This window comes from Aeromonas sp. FDAARGOS 1409 (genome assembly GCF_019048705.1).
In the GTDB taxonomy this organism is placed as follows: Bacteria; Pseudomonadota; Gammaproteobacteria; order Enterobacterales; family Aeromonadaceae; genus Aeromonas; species Aeromonas sanarellii.
Genome location: NZ_CP077395.1, coordinates 3,197,825 through 3,217,813, shown reverse-complemented (window position 1 = coordinate 3,217,813; position 19,989 = coordinate 3,197,825). Strand labels below are relative to the sequence as shown.

The 19,989-nt window shown below is 64.2% G+C and carries 18 protein-coding genes; 11 read left to right on the top strand and 7 right to left on the bottom strand.

Annotated features, from left to right (window positions below; genetic code table 11):
• The first annotated feature begins 59 nt into the window (after positions 1-59).
• Positions 60-554, top strand: coding sequence for a GNAT family N-acetyltransferase (locus I6L39_RS15170; protein WP_216990120.1), 495 nt, complete (start codon positions 60-62; stop codon positions 552-554).
• 101 nt (positions 555-655) lie between these two features.
• On the opposite strand, the gene fabB is transcribed toward I6L39_RS15170, so the two are convergent.
• Positions 656-1,867, bottom strand: a complete 1,212-nt coding sequence (fabB, locus tag I6L39_RS15165; protein ID WP_209791993.1) for a beta-ketoacyl-ACP synthase I — start codon at positions 1,865-1,867, stop codon at positions 656-658.
• 90 nt (positions 1,868-1,957) lie between these two features.
• Here fabB and mnmC point away from each other — a divergent pair, with 90 nt between their 5' ends.
• The gene (mnmC, locus tag I6L39_RS15160; RefSeq protein ID WP_216990119.1) at positions 1,958-3,988 is read left to right on the top strand and encodes a bifunctional tRNA (5-methylaminomethyl-2-thiouridine)(34)-methyltransferase MnmD/FAD-dependent 5-carboxymethylaminomethyl-2-thiouridine(34) oxidoreductase MnmC; all 2,031 of its coding nucleotides are present in this window, start codon (positions 1,958-1,960) and stop codon (positions 3,986-3,988) included.
• 70 nt (positions 3,989-4,058) lie between these two features.
• Here the strand turns inward: mnmC and I6L39_RS15155 are convergent, their stop codons facing one another.
• Complete coding sequence (locus tag I6L39_RS15155; protein ID WP_042075419.1) at positions 4,059-4,664, bottom strand: DUF922 domain-containing protein; 606 nt, start codon at positions 4,662-4,664, stop codon at positions 4,059-4,061.
• 321 nt (positions 4,665-4,985) lie between these two features.
• Between I6L39_RS15155 and dcuC the strand changes: the two genes are divergently transcribed.
• The 5 genes from dcuC (at position 4,986) to I6L39_RS15130 (ending at position 11,506) form a co-directional block, all read left to right on the top strand.
• Positions 4,986-6,338 (top strand): anaerobic C4-dicarboxylate transporter DcuC, encoded by a 1,353-nt coding sequence (gene dcuC / locus I6L39_RS15150; protein ID WP_042075417.1) that lies wholly within the window; start codon positions 4,986-4,988, stop codon positions 6,336-6,338.
• 88 nt (positions 6,339-6,426) lie between these two features.
• Positions 6,427-8,076, top strand: a complete 1,650-nt coding sequence (locus tag I6L39_RS15145) for a bifunctional UDP-sugar hydrolase/5'-nucleotidase (protein ID WP_216990118.1) — start codon at positions 6,427-6,429, stop codon at positions 8,074-8,076.
• Between the two features lie 274 nt (positions 8,077-8,350).
• Positions 8,351-9,994 carry a hypothetical protein gene (locus I6L39_RS15140; protein ID WP_216990117.1) on the top strand — a complete coding sequence of 548 codons (1,644 nt, stop codon included), beginning with the start codon at positions 8,351-8,353 and terminating at the stop codon, positions 9,992-9,994.
• Positions 9,995-10,167: 173 nt separating this feature from the next.
• The gene (locus I6L39_RS15135) at positions 10,168-10,671 is read left to right on the top strand and encodes a M48 family metallopeptidase (protein WP_042075408.1); all 504 of its coding nucleotides are present in this window, start codon (positions 10,168-10,170) and stop codon (positions 10,669-10,671) included.
• A 22-nt stretch (positions 10,672-10,693) separates the two neighbouring features.
• Positions 10,694-11,506, top strand: a complete 813-nt coding sequence (locus I6L39_RS15130; RefSeq protein ID WP_254203661.1) for a DUF2927 domain-containing protein — start codon at positions 10,694-10,696, stop codon at positions 11,504-11,506.
• A 158-nt stretch (positions 11,507-11,664) separates the two neighbouring features.
• Here I6L39_RS15130 and I6L39_RS15125 read toward each other — a convergent pair whose 3' ends face one another.
• A complete protein-coding gene (locus I6L39_RS15125; protein ID WP_042075405.1) occupies positions 11,665-11,919 on the bottom strand; it encodes a DinI family protein in 255 nt (84 codons plus the stop codon).
• 226 nt (positions 11,920-12,145) lie between these two features.
• Here I6L39_RS15125 and I6L39_RS15120 point away from each other — a divergent pair, with 226 nt between their 5' ends.
• Together I6L39_RS15120 and ykgO are read left to right on the top strand one after the other, a co-directional pair.
• Positions 12,146-12,415 carry a type B 50S ribosomal protein L31 gene (locus I6L39_RS15120; RefSeq protein WP_209791980.1) on the top strand — a complete coding sequence of 90 codons (270 nt, stop codon included), beginning with the start codon at positions 12,146-12,148 and terminating at the stop codon, positions 12,413-12,415.
• A complete protein-coding gene (gene ykgO / locus I6L39_RS15115; protein ID WP_010674479.1) occupies positions 12,412-12,537 on the top strand; it encodes a type B 50S ribosomal protein L36 in 126 nt (41 codons plus the stop codon). The genes I6L39_RS15120 and ykgO overlap by 4 nt, the downstream gene beginning before the upstream one ends.
• A gap of 68 nt (positions 12,538-12,605) precedes the next feature.
• Here the strand turns inward: ykgO and araC are convergent, their stop codons facing one another.
• The 4 genes from araC to I6L39_RS15095 all read right to left on the bottom strand — a co-directional run bounded on the left by araC (position 12,606) and on the right by I6L39_RS15095 (position 17,246).
• Complete coding sequence (araC, locus tag I6L39_RS15110) at positions 12,606-13,517, bottom strand: arabinose operon transcriptional regulator AraC (protein ID WP_010674478.1); 912 nt, start codon at positions 13,515-13,517, stop codon at positions 12,606-12,608.
• Positions 13,518-13,649: 132 nt separating this feature from the next.
• Positions 13,650-14,651: an L-arabinose ABC transporter permease AraH gene (araH, locus tag I6L39_RS15105; protein WP_010674477.1), complete on the bottom strand. Its 1,002-nt coding sequence runs from the start codon at positions 14,649-14,651 to the stop codon at positions 13,650-13,652.
• Positions 14,652-14,699: 48 nt separating this feature from the next.
• Complete coding sequence (gene araG / locus I6L39_RS15100) at positions 14,700-16,196, bottom strand: L-arabinose ABC transporter ATP-binding protein AraG (RefSeq protein WP_216990116.1); 1,497 nt, start codon at positions 16,194-16,196, stop codon at positions 14,700-14,702.
• A gap of 66 nt (positions 16,197-16,262) precedes the next feature.
• Positions 16,263-17,246, bottom strand: a complete 984-nt coding sequence (locus tag I6L39_RS15095) for an arabinose ABC transporter substrate-binding protein (RefSeq protein WP_216990115.1) — start codon at positions 17,244-17,246, stop codon at positions 16,263-16,265.
• Positions 17,247-17,606: 360 nt separating this feature from the next.
• Between I6L39_RS15095 and I6L39_RS15090 the strand changes: the two genes are divergently transcribed.
• On the top strand, positions 17,607-19,283 hold the full coding sequence (locus tag I6L39_RS15090) for a ribulokinase (protein WP_216990114.1): 1,677 nt from the start codon (positions 17,607-17,609) through the stop codon (positions 19,281-19,283).
• Positions 19,280-19,978: an L-ribulose-5-phosphate 4-epimerase gene (locus I6L39_RS15085; protein WP_216990113.1), complete on the top strand. Its 699-nt coding sequence runs from the start codon at positions 19,280-19,282 to the stop codon at positions 19,976-19,978. Before I6L39_RS15090 ends, I6L39_RS15085 begins: the two co-directional genes overlap by 4 nt.
• Positions 19,979-19,989: the final 11 nt, after the last annotated feature.

The following is a 19,989-nucleotide window of genomic DNA, read 5'->3' as shown; positions in this document are numbered from 1 at the left end:
ACCTTATGCTATTTTGGTGTCCCGTCATGGATTGGCCCACCGCAATAGCGCCACAGGTTATGATTAACATCCGCACCATCCGGGCCCTCGACTGGCCCGCCATCATGGCCATCCAGCACCAGTGCTATCACCTGTTCGATCCCGAGCCTCTCGAGGTGATGCAGAACAAGACCGAGCTGGCCCCGGCCTGCTGCTGGGTCGCCGAGCACAGGGGCAAGGTGCAGGGCTACCTGCTCTGCCACCCCTGGCGTGCCCACCAACCCCCGCCCCTCTCGGTGCCCATGCAGGGACTGGCTGGTGACGAGGAGTTCTATCTGCACGATCTCGCCGTCGCCCCCGAGGCGCGCGGCATAGGGGTGGGTCAACGCCTCCTCGCCACGGCGCTGGATTTCGCGAGCCGAGAGGGTTACCGCCATGCGGGTCTGGTGGCGGTACAGGATGCCCCGGCCTTCTGGCACAAGCAGGGGTTTGTTCCCGCCGCCACGGAGAAGTCGCTGGCAGAGTATGGGGAGGGCGCAGTCTATATGCGCCTGCCCCTGGCCGAGCCGGGCTGAGCCGGGCTGAGCCGGGCTGAGCCGGGCTGAGCGTGCTGATGACAGAAAACCAATAAAAAAGGCGCCTTTCGGCGCCTTTTTCCATCTCGACTCGGTGAGCATCAAGCCTTGAACTTGCTGAACACCAGGGAGGCGTTGGTACCGCCGAAGCCGAAGCTGTTGGACATGACGGTATTGAGGTCAGCCTCTTCATACTCGCGCACTATGGGCAGGCCCACCGCCTTCTCGTCCAGGTTCTCGATGTTGATGCTGGGGGCAATGAAACCGTGTTCCATCATCAGCAGGGAGTAGACGGCCTCGTGCACGCCGGCGGCGCCCAGGGCGTGCCCGGTCATCGCCTTGGTGGCGGAGAGCTTGGGGGCATCCGCACCGAACAGGGTCTGGATGGCTTCCAGCTCCTTGGTATCGCCGACCGGGGTGGAGGTACCGTGGGTGTTGATGTAGTCCACCTTGCCGACGCCCTGCATCGCCATCTTCATGCAACGCACCGCGCCTTCACCGCTCGGGGCCACCATGTCGTAGCCATCGGAGGTGGCGCCGTAGCCGGTGATCTCGGCATAGATGTGGGCACCGCGGGCCAGGGCGTGTTCCAGCTCCTCGACCACCAGGATGCCGCCGCCACCGGAGATGACGAAGCCGTCGCGATCCGCATCATAGGTACGGGACGCTTTTTCCGGGTTGTCGTTGTACTTGGTGGACAGCGCGCCCATGGCGTCGAACTGGATGGTGGAAGACCAGTCCAGCTCCTCGCCGCCGCCGGCGAAGACGATGTCCTGCTTGCCGAGCTGGATCAGTTCCAGGGCGTGACCGATGCAGTGGGCAGAGGTGGCGCAGGCGGAGCTGATGGTGTAGTTGACACCCTTGATCTTGAACGGGGTGGCGAGGCAGGCGGAGGTGGTGGAGGACATGGTGCGCGGCACCATGTAGGGCCCCACGCGCTTGACCCCCTTCTCACGGGCGATGTCCGCAGACTCCGAGGTGTTCTTGCCGGAGGCGCCGCCGGAACCGGTGACGATGCCGGTGCGCTCGTTGGAGACCATCTCCTCCGGCAGGCCCGCATCTTCGATGGCCTGCTGCATGGAGAGGTAGGCGTAGGCCGCGGCGTCACCCATGAAACGCATGACTTTACGGTCGATCAGTTCAGACGGATCGAGTTTGATGTTACCCCAGACACGGCTGCGCAGGTTGTACTGTTCAAACTGCTCGGAATAGGTGATGCCGGATTTGCCTGCTTTCAGGGAGGCCAGCACCTCTTCCTTGTTGTTGCCGATACTGGAGATGACGCCGATACCGGTGATCACTGCTCTTCTCATTAATTCATCTCGTCTGGAAAAACTGGCACCGAGTCTACCCGCTTTCGGCTGCCAAACTGGTCTGCTTTCACGTAGAATGCCCGCGATTTTGTGACGCGAGCAGAGGAAAACGTGAGTCAAACATCCTTACAACATGCCCGATTGGACTGGAATGAAGCGGGAACTCCAGTCTCCAGTGAGTTCGGGGATGTGTACTTTTCCAATGATAACGGTCTAAGTGAAACCCGCTACGTCTTTTTGCAGCAAAATCGGCTGCCAGAACGATTTTCGCACCACGATAGTGACAATTTCGTGATTGGTGAAACAGGTTTCGGCACGGGTCTTAACTTTCTGGCGACAATGGCGGCCTTTCTGGAGCAGGCGCCTCCCTCGGGCAAGGGCTCCCGGCTGCACTTCATCAGCTTCGAGAAATACCCCCTTGCCCAGGACGATCTGCGCAAGGCCCTGTCGGCCTGGCCCGAGCTCGCGCACCTTAGCCAGCCGCTCATCGCCCAGTGGCCCCTGCCGGTATCGGGCTGCCACCGCCTGCTGTTTGCGGGCGGCCGCATCCGCCTCGACCTCTGGTTTGGCGACATCAAGGAGATGCTGCCCCAGGTGCCCCATCCGGCAGACGGTCTGGTGGACGCCTGGTATCTGGATGGCTTCTCCCCCGCCAAGAATCCCGAGATGTGGACCCAGGCGCTGTTCGACGGACTGGCCCGCCTCGCCCGCCCCGACGCCACTCTCTCCACCTTTACCTGTGCCGGCTTCGTGCGCCGCGGGCTGATCGCCGCGGGCTTTGCCATGAAGAAGGTGAAGGGCCACGGCAGCAAGCGGGAGATGCTGGCGGGCGCGCGGGAGGGCAAGTCCCCCGAGCAGAGCCTGGCCCCCTGGTATGCCAGGCCCGCCGGTCGGGACGGCGAGGTGCTGATCATCGGCGGCGGCATCGCCTCGGCCATGACGGCGCTCTCCCTGGTGGAGCGGGGTCGCAGGGTGACCCTATTGTGCCAGGATGGCGAGCCGGCAACCGGCGCCTCTGGCAACCGCCAGGGGGCCCTCTACCCCCTGCTCAACGGCGAACACGATGCGCTCTCACGCTTCTATTCCCTCGCCTTCGGCTTTGCCAGAAGCCGGTTGCAGGCACTCGCACAGCGCCATCCGGTCGCGTTCGACTTGTGCGGTGTGGTACAGCTCGGCTATGACGACAAGTCCGCCGCCAAGCTCGCCAAGATGAGCCTGGGCCCCTTCCCCCCCGAGCTGATGCGCCCACTCTCTGCGGCAGAAGTTGAGCAGGTGGTCGGCCTGCCCTGCGGCGCGGGTGGCGTCGGCTATCCCCTAGGGGGCTGGCTCTGCCCGGCGGATCTCACCCGCGCCGCCATCGAGGAGGCGCAGGCCAGCGGACTGCTGCAGGTGGCTTTCAATACCGAGGCTGTCGCCATTGCCGAGCAGGCAGATGGCTGGCATATCGAGAGCCAGGATGGCCGCCGCTGGAAAGCCCCCAATCTGGTGGTGGCCGCCGGTCATCATCTGCCCGCCCTGCTCCCCTTCGCCGAACTGCCGCTCTATCCGGTGCGCGGCCAGGTGAGCCATGTGCCGACCACGGCCAGCTTGAGCCTACTCAAGACGGTGCTCTGCTACGACGGCTACCTCACTCCGGCCCAGGGTGGCGCGCACTGCATCGGCGCCAGCTATGGCCGCAACCAGACCGATCTGGCGTATCGTCCCGAGGAGCAGGCCCAGAACCGGGACAGGCTGCTGGCCTGCCTGCCGGGCGAGACCTGGCCAAACGAGGTGGATGTGAGCGGCGGCGAGGCCAGGGTGGGGGTGCGCTGCGCCAGCCGGGATCACCTGCCGGTGGCGGGGCCCGTCGCCAGACTGGCGGCGTTGGCGGATCACTATCCGAAGGCACCTTGCGATCAGCAGAGTGCCCCCGCCCTGCCCCTGTATCCCGGCCTCTATGTGCTGGGCGCATTGGGTTCACGGGGTCTCTGCTCGGCCCCCCTGTGCGGGGAGCTGATCGCCGGCGAGATCTGCGGCGAGCCGCTGCCGCTGTCGACCGATCTGCTGGAGGCGCTGCATCCCGCCCGCTACTGGGTGCGCCGGCTGCTCAAGGGCAAGCCCCTGCGCGATCCGGCATCCTGAGCAGGGCCGGACCTCAGACAAAACGGGCTGCCCCTCTGGGCAGCCCGTTTTTGTTGTCCACCGACCCTGTTCAGGGTCGCTCTGGCCAGATGACCCCGAGCTTGCGCCCCCCATCGGTCTGCCTGGCCAGGGTGGCGAACCGCTCGCGGGTCGCCTCCAGCACCTCCTGCCCCGCCCGCCAGCCCTGATGCTGCAAGGCGGCACAGTCCTTGGTCACCGGCAACTGGGCGAGGCGCGTGCCGAGCTGGCTGACGCTCTCGAGCAGGATGTCCTTGTGACGACTCTCGTAGTCGAACATGGCCGCCACCAGCTTGTCCCACTTCTGGCGCTCCTTCGCGGGCGCCCTGGCCTTGTCCATCCAGTTCGGCACCCTGACCCTGATCCTGGCCGTCACGCTGGCCCGATCCAGCTCGCAGCGCGCCACCGCAGACCTCGTCTGCAACTGCCAGGAGAGCTGATAGCTAGCCCTGCCGATGTGGCCGTCCGCCTGGGCGGGGGACAAGGCGGTGATCTGACGCATCACGGCGGCCACATCGGCACCGGACACCCGGTAGAACTGGAAGTCGACCTTGATGTCAGGCGCCACCCGAATGCCTTCGTAATGGGATGGCACTGCACCGATCGACGCGGCATACATGAGGGTCGCCATCACCCCTGTCTTGCTAAAGAGTCCCATCTGCCCGCGACCTTGCCCCTTGTGAGTCCCAGCTTAATTTCAATTAATAATCAATGAATTAATAGTCAGATTGGGAGATTAACCGCGATCCCGGGCGCTGTCACCTGCTGTCGGCAGCGGGATGGTACAAAGGTGGGAAATATCACCCCGGTCGGGCGGGGATTTGCAGGCGAGATCACAGGCAGCCACCTAACCCGTGGTGAAATACTCCTTATGAGGTAATAATTCTGGCGTTTTTGTTGGCCCGTGTCGATGTAACCAGCACAACCCCCGGTTATCCCGTGACAGGCCCGGCATCACTTCACTCTCAGGAACCTGCATATGATGGAACTCCTTATTGGCACCCTGGTCACCCTGGCCGTGGGTCGCTACATCTTCAAGGGCTACTCGGCCACCGGAGTATTGCTCAGCGGCGGCCTGCTGCTGCTGGTCATCACCGCCCTGATGGGCAAGGCGGTGCTGCCCGCCAGCGTCACCTCCACCGGTCACGCGGCCACCGACGTGTTCGAGTACGTGCGCTTCCTGCTGGTGGACAGGGGCGGTGGTCTCGGCATGCTCATCATGGTGCTGTGTGGCTTCGCCGGCTACATGAGCCACATCGGCGCCAACACCATACTGGTGAAGCTGGCCAGCAAGCCGCTCGGCGTCATCAAGTCCCCCTACATCCTGCTGGTAGCCGCCTACCTGGTGGCCTGCGCCATGTCGCTCGCGGTGAGCTCCGCCACCGGCCTCGGGGTGCTGCTGATGGCCACCCTGTTCCCGCTGATGGTCAACATGGGGATCTCCCGCGGCGCCGCGGCGGCGGTGTGCGCCTCCCCGGCCGCCATCATCCTCTCCCCCACCTCGGGGGACGTGGTGCTGGCCGCCCAGGCCGCCAACATGGAGCTCATCGACTTCGCCTTCAAGCTGACCCTGCCCATCTCCCTCACCGCCATCGCCGCCATGGCGGTGACCCACTTCTTCTGGCAGCGCTATCTGGATGGGAAGTCCGGCGAACACAACGCGCCGGTCGCCCCGAGCGATCTCGTCACCGATGCCCCCGGCTTCTACGCCATCCTGCCCTTCACCCCCATCATCGGCGTGCTGCTGTTTGACGGCAAGCTGGGACCCAAGCTCGAGATCGTCACCATCATCGTCATCTGCCTGGTGCTGACCGCCCTGCTGGAGCTGGCGCGCAAGCGCAACGGCCGCGAGTTGCTGGACGGGCTGCAGGTGTGCTGGCGCAGCATGGCCGACGCTTTCGCCGGCGTGGTGATGCTGCTGGTGGGAGCCGGGGTCTTCGCCCAGGGGCTGATGGGGCTCGGCTTCATCGCCAACCTGCTGGATCTGGCCCAGAGCTTTGGCACCGGCGGCATCGTCATCATGCTGATGCTGGTGGTCATCACCACCCTGGCCGCCTTCACCACGGGCTCGGGCAATGCCCCCTTCTACGCCTTCGTGGAGCTCATTCCCCATCTCGCCACCAGCCTCGGGGTCAACCCCGCCTACCTGGTGATCCCCATGCTGCAGGCCTCGAACCTGGGCCGCACCATCTCGCCGGTCTCCGGGGTGGTGGTCGCCTGTGCGGGCATGGGCAACCTGTCGCCGTTCGAGGTGGTCAAGCGCACCTCGTTGCCGGTCGCGGTCGGCCTGCTGGTGGTGATCCTCGCCACCCAGATCATGGTACCTGCCTGACTGGTCGCCAGCCCGGCGCCCGCCGGGCTGGCATCCCCCCCGCCCCATGCAGTAGACTCGGTGCTCTTTTTCTCTAGGGAGGACCGAAATGAGTATTACGGTTCAACTTGCCCACTTCAGCGACTGCCACTCCCACTTCGACGGCGCCCCCATGCGCTTCTCCCCCGTCGGCGAGTCCGAGTGGCGCACCCAGTGTGGCGGCTACGCCCGCATCCTGAGCAGGCTCACCACCCTGCGCCAACAGGCCGAGGCGGCCGGTCAGACTTGCCTCTTCCTGCACGGCGGCGACACCTTCCAGGGCTCCCTCTATTTCAACCGCTTCAAGGGGCGGGCCAACGCCGACCTGCTCGCCTTGCTGCGACCGGATGCCATGGTGATCGGCAACCACGAGTTCGATCTCGGCAACGGTCCCCTGGTGGAGTTCCTGCGCCAGCTCGACTTCCCTGTGCTGGCGGCCAACCTCGACAGTCGCCAGGAGCCCGCCGATGCGCCCCTGCGGCTGCAGGGGCTGCCGAGGCTCCATGACGCCAGCCGCCCCTGGCACAGGCGCGTCATCGACGGCGTTCCCTTCGCCCTGCTCGGCATCACGCTGCCGCAGATGGCGGCCATCGCGAATCCGGATCCCCACACCCGCTTCCACGGCATCGAGGAGACCCTGGACGCCGCCCTCGGCGAGATCAGGGCCGAGAGGATCCAGCACATCATCTTGCTGAGCCACCTGGGGCTTGAGCAGGACAGGCGGCTGGCCGAGCGCTTCCCGGCCCTCAGCCTCATCGTCGGTGGCCACACCCACAGTCTGCTGGGGGATCTGGCCCCCCTCGGGCTCGAGAGCGAGGGGGAATATCCCTTGATGGTCAACGACGTCGCCATCCTGCACGCCGCCCACAGCGCCCTCTGCCTCGGGGTGTGCGAGCTGGCGTTTGACGAGCACGGCCGGGTGCGGCGAAGCCGCGGCCGGCTGGAGTGGCTGCCCTGGCAACCCTGGCCGTTCGACTCCAAGCCCCCCGCAGGGCTGCACTTCTGTGAACCGGCCCCCGAGATAGAGCAGCATCTGGCCAGGCGCTATCGCCCCGAGCTCGAAACCATGACCCAGCGCGTGGTGACCCGGCTCGACGGGCCCCTGCACCATCAGCGCCTGCCCGATACGACCCTGCCCGCCGGCAGCCAGGTGGCCCCCCTGGTGGCGCAGGCCATGCTGACCGCCGCCCGCGAGCAGGTGGGGCAGGTGGACTTCGCCCTGCACAACGCCGGCGGCGTGCGCTGTTCCCTCGAACCCGGCCCCCTGAGCGAGGCGGACATTGCCGGTCGCCTGCTGCCGTTTGCCATCCCCCTCACCCTCTACCGGGTGCACGGCCATGAGCTCGCCGAGGCGCTGGAGGGGGCCATCGACAACGCCACCAACAACGGCGTGGTCGGCAACGGCAGCGGCAGCTTCCCCTACACCGCCGGGGTGCGCTTCTGCTATCGGGCCGACAGGCCGAAAGGGAGCCGGATCACCCGCCTCGAATGGGAGGCGAGCCCTGGCCAGTGGCAGGCGGTCGAGCCCGATGCCATCTATCGGGGGGTCTCCAGCGCCTACACCGCCTCCGGCAAGGAGGGTTACACGGCGCTGGCACGCACCCTGACCCAGCACAATCAGGAGCTCGGCATCACATTGGCGGATGCCTTCATCCGCTGGGCCCGTCACCTGCCCGAGCTCGCCCCCCTGCCGGCGCTGGTGGAGTACCAGGGCCACTAAACCGGGGCCGGGCCTCGGGCCCGGCCCCCTGTCACCGTCCGTCGGCAACCAGACCACGGAGGGCGACTGGCGAATGTGCCAGGCGCCAGCGCTTTCCTGCCTCATGCGGCTCGGCAAGGCCAGGGCAAACCCCGCCTTTCTTGTGCGTGACGGCACTGAAAACGTTACTTTTGCGAATTATTTCAGGCGCCTACTCTTCTTCCATTGCATCGTGCCGCCCGGCTCGGCAAGATAAGCCCGCTTTTTCAGTCTTTCCCGCAGGAACAGGTCACCCATGAATCACGCCATCCACTTTGCCCCGCAACGCCACAATCCCGGGATCCGGCCGCTGGTTGTCCTGCTCACCGCCCTGATGGCGCTGCTGTTCTGCCTGCGCAATCCGCTGTTTCACGCCATGGCGCCGGGCTTCGATGCCTCCCTGTTTGCGGTCATGGGCAAGATGTGGAGCGAGGGGGGCGTGCTCTATCGGGACATGATCGACATCAAGGGCCCCATGATCTTCGCCCTCGATGCCCTCGGCTACTCCCTGGGCGGCTTCTTCGGGATCTGGCTGCTGGAGTGGGCGCTCTGCTGGCTGGGGCTGCTCGCGAGCTGGCAGGCCTTCGCCCAGCTCGGCCTCTCCCTGCGCGCGCGCCTTGGCAGCATGCTGGCGCTGCTGGCGCTCTATGGCACCCGCTACTACTACGGCAACATGACCGAGGACTGGACGTTCCATCTGGCCCTCATCGCCCAGTGGGCCTTCGTCACCCTGCTGCTGGACAAGCGATTCAGCTGGGGACCGGCCCTGGTGGCCGCGCTCACCTTCGCAGTCGTGGCCTGGATGCGCACCAACAACGGCGCCTTCTGGGGCGCCTGGTATCTGGTGCTGTTCTGCCACTGGTGCCTGCGCGAGCAGTGGCGCTGCGCCTTCGCCCTGCTCTTCTCCAGCCTGCTGGGACTGGCAGTGATCGGCGGCCCGTTGCTCGCCTACTTCCAGCACCATGGCCTCTTGGCCGAATTCCAGTACTACGCCTTCGGCATCTTCTTCGAGGGCAGCTACGGCAACGGCTTCTCGCCGGAGGTGGGAGCCGTCGGCCTGCTGCGCACCGGCCTCGTCATGCTGCTGCCGGCCTTCATTCTGCTGATGATGAGCCGGCGCCAGGAGTGGTATCTGCCCGTCCTGTGCGCCACCCTGTTCGGCGTGCTGTTCACCCTGGTCGCCAACTCGGTCTCCGGCCATGTGTTCGACCACTACGACGTGCTCTATCTGCAGCTTGGCCTGTTGCCGCTGGCCTGCCTGCTGGATCGCAGCGAACAGCACTCCGATGCCCTGGGCCTGCTCTGCATCTCCCTGGTGGTGCTGACCGCCAGCTGGCTCTTGGCCCAGCAGCTTGGCTACGGCTGGAGCACCAAGGAGTGGTCCTTGGAGCGGGTGCGCGAGGTGCTCGGCAACAGCCTGCTGTGGGCCCTGCCGGTGCTGATCCTGGTGCCGCTCTGGCGCGCCTGGGACGTGCGCAGCACCACCCCCTGGCTCGCCTCGCTCGCCATGCTGGCGCTGCTGGTCAACAACGCCTGGGAGGGCAACCTCAAGGGCAGGCCGTTCAATCCGCCGGCCCAGGTGCGGGTCGACCGCATCAAGGCCGAAACCGGACCAACCGACAAGATCTGGGTGGACGGCATCCAGCCGCAATATTACCTCTGGACCGATCGCCAGCCGGCCTCCGCCTATCTGTTCTTTGCCAACGTCAACCCGCCCTATGACGTGCGCGAACGGGTGCTGGCCGACATCCAGCGCCAGTCGCCCAAGTTCATCATCGCCAAGCCGGAGCGGGTGGCACAAGAGCTCAAAGAGCCGAGCTCCCCTTCCCATCTCGCCTTCTACCAGTATCTGGTGGGCCGGTATGAAGAGGTGGATCCAGGCCTCTATCGCAGGCGCTGAACAGACACCCTGCACCGATAAATATCAGACAAGGGCCGTCATCATGACGGCCCTTATCATTGGATGAAGGCGCAGCTCGTGCCGGACGAGGGGATGCTCGCCATCACGCCGGGTATCCAAGGCCCGGCACCGCGATTACAATGGCGCTCTTTTTCGTGACAGAGGGAGGAATCATGGCGGAACTGACCTATCTAGGGGGCTACCCGGACCCGCTCAAGGCCCAGGTTCAGCAGCTGATCGCGGCGGGCAAGCTCGGCGAGATGCTGGCCAAACGCTATCCGGAGACCCACCTCGTCCAGAGCGACAAGGCGCTCCTGGCCTACACCATGGAGCTGAAGAACCGCTATCTCAAGAGCTCGGCACCGCTCTCCAAGGTGATCTTCGACGGCAAGATCAACGTGATCAAGGATGCCCTCGGCCTGCACACCTATGTCAGCCGGGTGCAGGGCAGCAAACTCAAGGCCAAGAACGAGATCCGCATCGCCGCCCTGTTCAAGGAGGCCCATCCCGCCTTCCTCAAGATGATAGTGGTGCACGAGCTGGCCCACCTGAGGGAGAAGGATCACAACAAGGCTTTCTATCAGCTCTGCCAGCACATGGAACCGGACTATCATCAACTGGAGTTCGATCTCAGGCTCTGGCTCACCTGGCGTGACATCGAACGCGCCAGCCGCTGATCCCAGCTTGCAAGGAGGCAAGATGCGCCCTTGGCCATGCCATCACCAGCCCGCTCGCCATGGGGCCTGGCTCGCCCGGGGGCTGGTGCTCTGGCTCCTCTCCCTGCCACTCTGCGCGGCGGAGCGCTGGCAGCGCGATGACTACCTGCTCCAGAGCTTTATGGAAGTCGCCATGAAGCGGGAATATGGTCATGAGGCCCAGATACGCTTCTCCCGCTGGCAAGCCCCCATCCGCCTCAAGCTCATCAACGAGTTCGGCGACAAGCCGCTGCAGGCCGAGGTAGTCAGGGTGCAGAGCCAGCACCTTGCCAGGATCACCGGCCATCCCATCGAGATCGTCAGCAGCAACCCCAATCTCACCCTCGTCATGACCCGGCACCAGCAGATGGCGAGCTGGGCCGCGCGCACCATGCGCCAGGACGAGTCGGTGCGCATCGCCCTCAAGGAGGGGATCTGCCTGGCCAACTTCGCCACCAACGGCCGCTTCGAGATCACCCGTGCCACCATCATCATCCCGGTGGATTACAGCCGGGCCAAGGGCCGCTTTCTCGACTGCGTGGTGGAAGAGCTGACCCAGGTGATGGGGCTGCCGAACGACTCGGACAAGGTGTTTCCCTCCATCTTCAACGACAACAGCGTCGACAGCTTTCCCACCGGGCTCGATTACCTGTTGCTCAAGCTTGCCTATCACCCCGCCCTTCATGCCGGCATGACGGCCGAGGAAGTCCGCGCAGCCCTGCCCATTGCCCTCAAGGCGCTTCGCGCCAATGGCGACATCGCAGGGGCCAACCAGCGGGTACAGAGCGGCAGCCTCAAGCTCTGGGCGGGGCTCTGACGGTCCGCTTGGAGCCTGCCTTTCCCTCTACTTCTCCTGCAGGCTCACCCATCAATGCAAAACGCAGCCATTGGCTGCGTTTTTTTCGAAGCGATGCGAGCGGTGGGCAGATCTCGACCCGGCTGACACTTGTGCCCGGGCAGTTTGTCGGCGCCTTGTCAGGCCTCCACGGCCTCTTCTTCCGGCATCCAGCTGTCGGCGTTCTCCCACACCTCCTGCACCATGGCCTCGGCCAGCTCCTTCTCCTCCTTGCTGGCGCGACTGACCGTCAGGGCCATGGCGCTGCCCGGCGCCACCCGCACATGCAGATCGGGAAAGCGCTCACCCAGTTGCTTGAGCAGCTCCTGGCGCAAGGCCTCCATGGTCGAGGTGGGGATCTGGTGTTTTCTGTCGATGATGATTTCCAGGCGCATAGGGTACGTCTCCATGATAATTAACTGTATTTTTATACAGTAATTTTAAAAAGTAAAGACGGCTCCCTCACTTCGGTCACCATAGCGCATCAGGCCCCGCGAACGTTGTGCTGCCGGTATGCCCCGCATTTCCTCGCATCCCCTTCATCATGGAAAAAACAGTTGATATTAATTCTCATCCATAGCATCATTTTAGACATGATATAACATAACAAAAGAGACAATCATGCGCCCCAACATCCACCCTGAATACCGCAAGGTTCTGTTCCACGATCTCGCCAGCAATACCTGCTTTCTGATCGGCTCCACGCTGGCCACCGATCGCACCAGAGAGTGGGAAGATGGCAACACCTACCCCTATGTGACGCTGGATGTCTCCAGCGCCTCCCACCCCTTCTATACCGGCAAACAGAAGCAGGTCGGCAAGGAAGGTCAGGTCGCTCGCTTCGGCCAGCGATTCGGTCAGTTCTTCAGCAAAGGAAAAGAGAAACAATGAAAGTCCTCGCCTCCCTGAAATCCGCCAAGTCGCGTCACCCGGACTGCCAGATCGTGCGTCGGCGCGGCAAGTTGTTCGTCATCTGCAAGAGCAATCCCAGGTTCAAGGCTCGTCAGGGCTGATTGCGCATCCGCCCCTCATGGATAACAAAAGCCCTCGTCATGAGGGCTTTGTCATCTCTGGGCTCTGCTCACAGCGGGGTGGCGCACTTGCGGTACTCGGTGGGGCTGACCCCTACCCGCTTTCGAAACACCCGCGAGAAGTAGAGCTGATCGTCATAGCCCACCTGCTGGCCTATGGTGGCGACCGACAGCGGCGTGGTCTGCAGCAGCAGCTTGGCCCGCATGATGCGCTGATCCTCGCGCCAGCGCACTATGCTCACCCCCACCTGCTCGCGAAACAGGTGCGCGAGGCGCGAGGGGGACAAGAACACCTGCTCCGCCAGCGCTTCCACCGAGATCTCGGCCGAGAGGGACTCGCTCAGGATCTGGCACGCCTCGTGGACCCGGTGATCGATGGCGGGATAGGCATTCTGGGACGATGCCTCGTAGCAGCGGATGAGCAACCGCTCCAAGAGGTTCATGGCCAGTTGCTCCGACATGGGCCGCAGCTGCTTGTGGGTCTCCTCGATGTCGAGGAAGAGGGCGTCGAATTCGGTGAGCAGCTGGTTGTCCGCCAGTTGCAGTCGCCCCACCTGCTCCGTCACCTGGGGCCACTTGAGCCAGTCAGTCCAATAGGCCCGCGGCCGGAAATAGACCCAGCGGTGATACCACTCCCGGGCATCCGGCGCCCGGCCGTAATGGTGCACCGCCGCTGGTGGAAAGAGCAGCAGGTCGCCGGGTTCCACGGTGAAGGCCTTGTCCCCCTGAAAGATCTGCCCCTTGCCCTTGATGGTCAGATTGACGATGAACCCCTTCATGCCGTGGGGCCTGTCGATGGTGAAATCCAGCGCGCTCCCCTGCTCGATGGGAGTCATCCCCGAGACCAGGAAGACGTCGAAGGCGTAGCCAGGCAGCAGGGGATTGAGTTGTTTCGGCTTCTCTTTTTGCATCGAGGACATGGCGGAAAACAGGGTTTCGGTAAAAAAGTCGACATGGGCCATTGTAGAGATCCGGCGTAGGAACCCCCTATGTTCGCAAGCTGTTCGTTGTGAAATTGTTGAACTGGCTCACAGCTTGCCGGGGAAAACACCGGGCCGGCGCGAGGCCGGCCCGGTGACGAGGAAAGACATCGCTCAGATACGGGCTTTGCGCACCTGCTTGTAGCGGTCGAACAGCACGGCGGCGAGCAGGATGAGGCCACGCACCACGTACTGGGCAAACGGGGAGATGTTGAGCAGGTTCATGGCGTTCTCCATCAGCCCCAGGATCAGCACCCCGGCGATGATATAGGATATCTTGCCGATCCCCCCCTTCATGGAGACCCCACCCAGCACGCAGGCGGAGATCACCACCAGCTCGAAGCCGATGGAGGTCATGGGCTGACCCGAGGTCATGCGGGATGCGAGGATGATGCCGGCGAGCGAGGCGATGAGCCCGGTCATGGTGAAGATGATGATCTTGGTGCGCACCACGTTGACCCCGGCCAGACGCGCCGCCTCCTCGTTGCCCCCCATGGCCAGGGTATTGCGCCCGAAGGTGGTCTTGTTGAGCAGCAGACCGAACAACACGAAGCAGACAGCCGTCAGCCAGATGGGCGTCGGGATGCCAAGCAGGGCGGAGTTGCCAAGCTCGAAGAAGCCCTCCTCCACGATGCCCACCGCCTTGCCGTCGGAGATGATGTAGCCCACCCCGCGCGCCATCTGCATGGTGGCAAGGGTGGTGATGAGGGCGTTGATCTTGAATTTGGCCACGACGATGCCGTTGATGAGGCCAAAGACAAGGCCCACCGAGAGACCGGCCAGAATGCCGAGGGGGATGCTCTCGGTGGCGTTGATGCCCACCGCGCAGGCAACCCCGGAGCAGGCCACCACGGAGCCCACCGACATGTCGAACTCGCCGGAGGCGAGGCAGAACAGCATGCCGCAGGCCACCATGCCCGACATGGAGACGGCAAGCCCGAGCCCCCGCATGTTGATAAGGCTGGCGAAGTTGGGGACCAGCACGCAGGCGAGCAGGAACAGGATGGCGAAGATCACCAGCATGCCGTACTGATCCCAGATGCGGGTCAGTTGCAGGCGGGTACCGCTCGCCGCGGTGTCGTTGGCGGCTTGGCCGACCGAGGTCGTTGTTGTCATGGTATTTCTCCTGAAAATTCCGGGTGCTATCTCGTTGCGGTCAGCAGATCAACGGGCCGGCATGGCCAGATTGAGCGCCTTGACCTCGTTGGCCTCGTCGTGGGAAAGCTCGCCGGCGATCTCCCCCTCCCGCATGACCAGGATCCGGTCCGCGATGCCCAGCACCTCCGGCAGCTCGCTCGAGACCACCACCACGGCGATGCCCACCTTGGCCAGATCGTAAATCACGTTGTAAATCTCGTTCTTCGCCCCGACGTCAATGCCCCGGGTCGGTTCATCGAGCAGGATCACTTTCATGTCTTCCGACAGCCAACGCCCCAGAATGGCCTTCTGCTGGTTGCCGCCGGAGAGGTTCATGATGGCCTGCTGGGGAGACGGGGTCTTGACCCGCATGTCGCGGATCCGCAGCCTCGCGTTCTCGTCCTCCCACTTCTGGTTGATCCAGAAGCCTCCCCACGCGTGGTGACGGCGGGCGCTGATGTTGATGTTCTCCTGCACCGAATGGATGGGGATGATGCCGAGCGCCTTCCTGTCTTCGGTGCAGAGCATGATGCCGCTGCGAATGGCGTCGATGGGGCTGCGGATCACCACCGGCTTGCCGAACACCGATATCTCGCCCCCTCGAGGTGTCTCGGCGCCGAAGATAAGCTTCATCAGCTCGCTGCGCCCGGCCCCCACCAGCCCGAAGATGCCGAGGATCTCCCCGCGTTTCACCTCGAGCGACACCGGCGCCTTGAGACCGGGCCCCATCAGGTGTTCCACCTTGAAGCCCGCCTCGCCAAGCGGCCTTGGGCTGTAGCCATAGATGTCGGTCAGCTCGCGCCCCACCATGGTCTTGACCAGCAGATCCCGGTCCACCTCGGCCATGGAGGCGAAGGTGCGCACGAACTGGCCATCCTTGAACACCGTGATGGCATCGCACAGGGCGAAGATCTCGTCCATGCGGTGGGAGACGTAGAGAATGACCTTGCCCTCGTCCCGCAACTGGCGGATGACCCGAAACAGCTGCTCAATCTCGCGGGACGACAGGCTGCTGGTCGGCTCGTCGAAGGCGATGACGCTGGCGTCCCGGGTCAGGGCCTTGGCGATCTCCACCATCTGCCACTGACCCAGGGACAGGTACTTGAGCGGCGTCTCGGGGGAGACGTCCATCCCGAGGCGCGCCAACTGCCTGGCTGCATCCTGATAGAGCTTCTCCCGATCAATGACGCCGCGCCGGGTCGGCAACTGCCCCAGGTAGATGTTCTCCGCCACGCTCATTTCAGGGACCAGGTGCAGCTCCTGATAGATGATGGCGATCCCGCTCTCAAGGGCATCGACCGTGTTTTGGAACACTTTCTCCTGACCCGCCAGCTTCACCACCCCGCGGGTGGGCGCCTGAAAACCGCTCAGGATCTTGAGCAGGGTGGACTTGCCGGCCCCGTTCTCTCCCATCAGCGCGTGTACCGTGCCCTGCTGGCAGGCGAAGGAGACGTTCTGCAGCGCCTTGACGCCGGGAAACTCCTTGCTGATGCCGCAAAACTCCAGATATGGAACTTGATTCATGACATGACTCCAACCAGCCGGCACGGCGCACTCCGCCATGCCGGCATGGGTATCAAGGGATGGGGATCACAGCCCTTTCTTTTGCAGCTCGGCCTTGAAGTTGTCGCGGGTGATGAGTACCACGTCGGTCACCTCGGTGAACTTGGCAGGCTCGGCGCCGTTGACGACCCAGTCATGGAGCATCTGGATGCTCTTGTAGCCGTGTACGTCCGGGCTGGGCAGCAGGGAGCCGAGGAAGCCGGTGGCGCTGGACTTGGAGAGCTCGTTCACCGCATCCACCCCGTTGATACCGATGCCGATGACGTTCTCCGCCTTGAAGCCCTGCCCTTCGGTGGCGCGCACGCCGCCCAGCACGGTGTTGTCATTCATGCCGACGATGAGCCAGTTCTTGACCTCGGGGTGTTGCACCAGCATGGAGTTGGCGGCATCCAGCGCCCCCGGAATGTCGTTGCTCTTGGTGGGCGCGCGGAAGATCTGGCCCTCGGGGAAACCGGCGGCCTTGAGCGCGCCTAGGGAGCCCTCGACCCGGCGACGGGCGGTGTCGAGCTCGTCGGCGGTGATGGCGAGCACGGCGGTGCTCTTCACATCCCACTGGCGCTTTTGCATCTCCTTGTAGAGCTCCTGGCCCTGACGCTCGCCAATCTTGGTGGCGGCCATCATCACCAGGGGCACTTGCTCCATGGGCTGGCCCTTGGCGTTGACGAACTGGTCATCCACCGTGATGACCTTCAGATCCATGCTGTTGGCCTTGGCCATGATGGCGGCACCGAGTTTGGGATCAGGGGTACAGATGACGAAGCCCTTGGCGCCATTCGCCGCCAGACTGTCGATGGCATTGAGGGTCTTCTCCCCGTCGGGGACGGCTATCTTGATCACCTCGAAGCCCAGATCCTTGCCCGCCTTGTCGGCGAAGTTCCACTCGGTCTGGAACCAGGGCTCCTCGGGCTGCTTGACCAGGTAGCCCAGCTTCAGCGCTTCGGCCGAGAAAGCAGAATTTGCCATACCAAGGGCGAACCCCATCGCGATCATGCCTTTAACGATTTTGTTCATGCGAATGTCTCCAACGGTTCTATCAATCCATGTATCCACGCAGTGCTGCTCGTTGAGTCAATCAAGTCGCAGCCATATAAAAACATGCTTAAACAGGACGTTATTGTTGTTGCTGATTGAGCGAACCAAGTTGTAATCGTTTTCACAATTAAAAATGGAGAGCAGGATCACGCCATGAGATTGCAGCCATTTCGTCTATATAATTAGCAATTTCGTCACATATTGAATTTTAGAGAGCCGTCACCCTGTCGCACTGACAGCGTTAAAATCCATATTTCCAGCAGCCAATGGCTAACCGCCCCTCCTGCCCATCTCCTATGGTTCCCCCCAGTCACCCCTCATTGATGGTCAGGAGCACTTATGTCTGAACACATCGTCATCGGACTCGATTTCGGCAGCGACTCGGTCAGGGCACTCGCCGTGCGCTGCCAGGACGGCGCCGAGCTGGCGACCCAGGTCGTCTATTACCCCCGCTGGCAGGCAGGTCGTTACTGCCAGCCGGTCACCAACCAGTTCCGCCACCACCCCCTCGACTATCTGGAGTCCATGGAGCAGGCGGTGGTGGCGGTGGTGAGCCAGCTCACGCCGAGTCAGCGCACCGCCGTGCGCGGCATCGGGGTGGACAGCACAGGCTCCACCCCCGCCCCCATCGACAGAGAGGGGCGCGTGCTGGCCCTGCGTCCGGAGTTTGCCGACAACCCCAACGCCATGTTCGTGCTGTGGAAGGATCACACCGCCATCGAGGAGGCGGAGGCCATCACCGCCCTGTGCCACGGCGGCCAGTTCCCCGACTACAGCCGCTACATCGGCGGCATCTACTCCTCCGAGTGGTTCTGGGCCAAGATCCTGCACGTATCCCGAGCCGATGCCGCCGTGCGCGCCGCCGCCTGCAACTGGGTCGAACTGTGCGACTGGGTGCCCGCCATCCTGAGCGGCACCCAGGCTCCGGCCACCCTCAAGCGCGGTCGCTGCGCCGCCGGCCACAAGTCCCTCTGGCACCCGAGCTGGGGCGGCCTGCCCCCCGCCGACTTCCTCAATGCCCTGGATCCCCTGCTGACGGAGGATCTCGACTTCCCCCTCTTTACCGGCAGCTGGACCGCCGATCTGCCGGTCGGCACCCTGACCCCGGAGTGGGCGGAGCGGCTGCACCTCTCCTGCGAGGTGGTGATCGCCGGCGGCGCCTTCGACTGCCACATGGGGGCGGTGGGAGCCGGGGCCGGCAACAATGCCCTGGTCAAGGTGATAGGCACCTCCACCTGCGACATCCTGATCGCCGACGAAGCCACCATAGGCGATCGCGCCATTGCCGGGATCTGCGGCCAGGTGGATGGCAGCGTGGTGCCGGACAGGGTGGGGCTGGAGGCGGGACAATCGGCGTTCGGTGACATCTATGCCTGGTATCAGCGCCAGCTCGGCTGGCCCCTTGACAGCCTCGCCGCCCAGTATCCGGAGCTGCGCACCGCCATCGAGGCCCACAAGCGGGAGCTGCTGCCCGGCCTCGCCGCCGCCTGGGAGCAGCAGCGCGATCTCGCCCACCTCCCGGTGGTGCTCGACTGGTTCAACGGCCGCCGCACCCCCTATGCCAACCAGCGCCTGCAAGGCACCCTCACGGGGATCAACCTCGGCACCGATGCCCCCGACTTGTTCGGCGCCCTGGTGGCCTCCACCGCCTTCGGCGCCCGCAGCATCATGGAGTGTTTGACCCACCAGCAGGTGCCGGTGGAGCAGGTGATCGCCCTTGGCGGCATCGCCCGCAAGTCCGCCACCGTGATGCAGACCTGCGCCGATGTGATGAACCGACCCATCCAGGTAGTGGCCTCGGATCAGTGCTGCGCCCTGGGGGCGGCCATCTTCGCCGCCGTGGCGGCCGGGATCCATCCCGATGTGGCCGAGGCCCAGCGCCACATGGCGAGCGCCGTGGAGCGCACCCACCAACCGCAGCCCGAGCGGGTCGCCGAGTACGAGCGCCTCTACCAGCGCTACCTCGCCTGGGGCGCCGCCGCCGAGCCGCTCTACAACCGGGGGGGACAGGCATGAACCTCAAGATCCTCAAGGAGCAGGTGCTCGCCGCCAACCTGGATCTGCCGCGCCACGGCCTGGTGACCTTCACCTGGGGCAACGTGAGCGGCATCGACAGAGCGCGCAATCTGGTGGTGATCAAACCGAGCGGCGTCAGCTACGAGCGGATGCGGGTCGAGGACATGGTGGTGCTGGATCTGGCGGGCAAGCAGGTGGAGGGGGACCTTCGCCCCTCCTCCGACACCGCCACCCACCTGGTGCTCTATCGCGCCTATCCCGAGCTTGGCGGCGTGGTGCACACCCACTCCACCCATGCCACCGCCTGGGCCCAGGCGGGGCGCCCCATCCCCATTTTCGGCACCACCCAGGCCGACTACTTCCACGGCGAGATCCCCTGCTCCCGCCTGCTCACCCCGGGCGAAGTGGAGGAGGACTACGAGGGGCTGACCGGTCATCTCATCGTCGAAACCCTCAAGCAGACCCCCATCCTCACCATGCCGGGGGTGCTGGTAGCCAACCACGGCCCCTTCAGCTGGGGCAAGAGCGCCGAGGACGCGGTACACAACGCCGTGGTGCTGGAAGAGGTGGCCCGCATGGCCTGGCTCACCGGCCAGATCAACCCGGGGGCCCGCCCCCTGCCCGATTACCTGCTGGAGAAGCACTACCAGCGCAAGCATGGCAAGCACGCCTATTACGGCCAAACAAAAGCCTAAAAGAGGACAAA

What these genes read in the sequence shown, in the direction of transcription:
- I6L39_RS15170 (WP_216990120.1), top strand. Translation starts at nt 60, where the DNA reads ATGATTAACATCCGCACCATCCGGGCCCTCGACTGGCCCGCCATCATG.
- fabB (WP_209791993.1), bottom strand. Translation starts at nt 1,867, where the DNA reads ATGAGAAGAGCAGTGATCACCGGTATCGGCGTCATCTCCAGTATCGGC.
- I6L39_RS15155 (WP_042075419.1), bottom strand. Translation starts at nt 4,664, where the DNA reads ATGGGACTCTTTAGCAAGACAGGGGTGATGGCGACCCTCATGTATGCC.
- dcuC (WP_042075417.1), top strand. Translation starts at nt 4,986, where the DNA reads ATGATGGAACTCCTTATTGGCACCCTGGTCACCCTGGCCGTGGGTCGC.
- I6L39_RS15145 (WP_216990118.1), top strand. Translation starts at nt 6,427, where the DNA reads ATGAGTATTACGGTTCAACTTGCCCACTTCAGCGACTGCCACTCCCAC.
- I6L39_RS15140 (WP_216990117.1), top strand. Translation starts at nt 8,351, where the DNA reads ATGAATCACGCCATCCACTTTGCCCCGCAACGCCACAATCCCGGGATC.
- I6L39_RS15135 (WP_042075408.1), top strand. Translation starts at nt 10,168, where the DNA reads ATGGCGGAACTGACCTATCTAGGGGGCTACCCGGACCCGCTCAAGGCC.
- I6L39_RS15130 (WP_254203661.1), top strand. Translation starts at nt 10,694, where the DNA reads ATGCGCCCTTGGCCATGCCATCACCAGCCCGCTCGCCATGGGGCCTGG.
- I6L39_RS15125 (WP_042075405.1), bottom strand. Translation starts at nt 11,919, where the DNA reads ATGCGCCTGGAAATCATCATCGACAGAAAACACCAGATCCCCACCTCG.
- I6L39_RS15120 (WP_209791980.1), top strand. Translation starts at nt 12,146, where the DNA reads ATGCGCCCCAACATCCACCCTGAATACCGCAAGGTTCTGTTCCACGAT.
- ykgO (WP_010674479.1), top strand. Translation starts at nt 12,412, where the DNA reads ATGAAAGTCCTCGCCTCCCTGAAATCCGCCAAGTCGCGTCACCCGGAC.
- araC (WP_010674478.1), bottom strand. Translation starts at nt 13,517, where the DNA reads ATGGCCCATGTCGACTTTTTTACCGAAACCCTGTTTTCCGCCATGTCC.
- araH (WP_010674477.1), bottom strand. Translation starts at nt 14,651, where the DNA reads ATGACAACAACGACCTCGGTCGGCCAAGCCGCCAACGACACCGCGGCG.
- araG (WP_216990116.1), bottom strand. Translation starts at nt 16,196, where the DNA reads ATGAATCAAGTTCCATATCTGGAGTTTTGCGGCATCAGCAAGGAGTTT.
- I6L39_RS15095 (WP_216990115.1), bottom strand. Translation starts at nt 17,246, where the DNA reads ATGAACAAAATCGTTAAAGGCATGATCGCGATGGGGTTCGCCCTTGGT.
- I6L39_RS15090 (WP_216990114.1), top strand. Translation starts at nt 17,607, where the DNA reads ATGTCTGAACACATCGTCATCGGACTCGATTTCGGCAGCGACTCGGTC.
- I6L39_RS15085 (WP_216990113.1), top strand. Translation starts at nt 19,280, where the DNA reads ATGAACCTCAAGATCCTCAAGGAGCAGGTGCTCGCCGCCAACCTGGAT.